Here is a 1,305-nt window from a genome sequence, read left to right as displayed (position 1 = left end):
TCAATCCCATACACCAGGGCTTTACCCAAAACTCCTTCCTCGCCCTCCCTTAGCCTGCTTCAAGAGTTCTTGGGTGACTTCATAGTTGAGCAGGCGAACCAGGCCCCTCAGGAGCAGGTACGGACCATCCCTCTCGCTGGGCAGCCCCAGCTTGCCCCCGAGCTGCAAAAGAAACCCCTTGAACGGATCCCCCAACCGCTCAACTTCCCAAAGGAACACCGCCAGCCCCAGCAAAACCGCCACCACCTTCCGGATCCGGGCAAGCCCCCGCACCTGGAAGGTCTCAAGCCCCAGCCCCGTCTTCAAAAGCCGGAAGAACCGCTCCACCTCCCACCGCCTGCGGTACGCCTCCACCACCTGCGCCGCCTCCTCCCTCCCCCTCACCGGCAAGCTGGTCAGTAGCCACCACTCCCCACGCCGCCCCAGGGCTGGCACCCGGCAGACCACCAGGTGGAGCCGCCTCCCCTCCACCTCCACCTCCCTCCATCCGAAGTGGAGCCGCACCCGCTGGTACCTGCCCCCTACCCTCAGCTCCACCTCCTCCCCACAGGGAAGGGCCAGGGAAGAAGCCACCTTCGCCNCCCCCAGGGCCAGCACCTGCCCAAACACCTTCCGGTCGTCAAACCCCCGGTCCGCCACATACACCAGCCTCCTGCCCACGCCCCCCAATCGCTCCCGGGCCGCCTCAATGGCTCCCTCCACCTCCTTGGGCAGGCTGGCAAACCCCCTCTCCCCGTAGGCCACCAGGTGGGCGTACCCCAGGGCCAGCCGCCCCGCGGGGTCCAACCCCAGGGCGGTGAGGAGCTCGTACCCGGGCCGCCTATCCTTCCCCACCCGGGCTATCCCCTCCAGGGCCCGGGCATAGGGCTTGGCCACCGGGCTCAGGTCCAGGAGGACCAGAACCTCCTCACCCTCCAGGGCAGTCGCGCTCTCCTGATAGACCCGGTCAAGGAGGGCTTCTGCCTCCACCCGTGGGTTGGACAGGAAGCGGTAAAGGGCTTTGGCCTGGTGGAAGCGGTTCTGGAGGGGAGAAGGGAGCGAGGCCACCATCTCGCTCACCCGGGCTGAGCCTGCGGCCAAGGCGCCCCGCACCACCTCTTCAAACCGTCGGTGGAGGCGCTTATCGGGGGAAAACGCTCGCAAAACGGCCCGTGAACTCCTGGAGCCTGGCCTCGGCCACCTTGAGCATGTCCATGGATCACCCCCGGTACCAGATACGGGCTGCGCCCGCAAGGGGAGATTTACCACGAAACGGAGATGTGGGTAAAGTCCTGCTGCATGGCGCCTTGACATCCGGCATGACGC

Annotated in this window: 1 protein-coding gene; it reads right to left on the bottom strand. The window is 66.5% G+C overall.

Annotated elements, in window-relative coordinates:
- Positions 1-21: 21 nt before the first annotated feature.
- Complete coding sequence (locus ACFFF7_RS05955) at positions 22-1,050, bottom strand: transposase (RefSeq protein ID WP_379480469.1); 1,029 nt, start codon at positions 1,048-1,050, stop codon at positions 22-24.
- Positions 1,051-1,305: the final 255 nt, after the last annotated feature.

Origin of the sequence: Novosphingobium aquiterrae (genome assembly GCF_042434435.1) — a bacterium.
Lineage (GTDB): Bacteria > Pseudomonadota > Alphaproteobacteria > Sphingomonadales > Sphingomonadaceae > Novosphingobium > Novosphingobium aquiterrae.
Note: the sequence above shows the minus strand (reverse complement) of the source record. Positions and strands in the feature narration are given on the sequence as shown.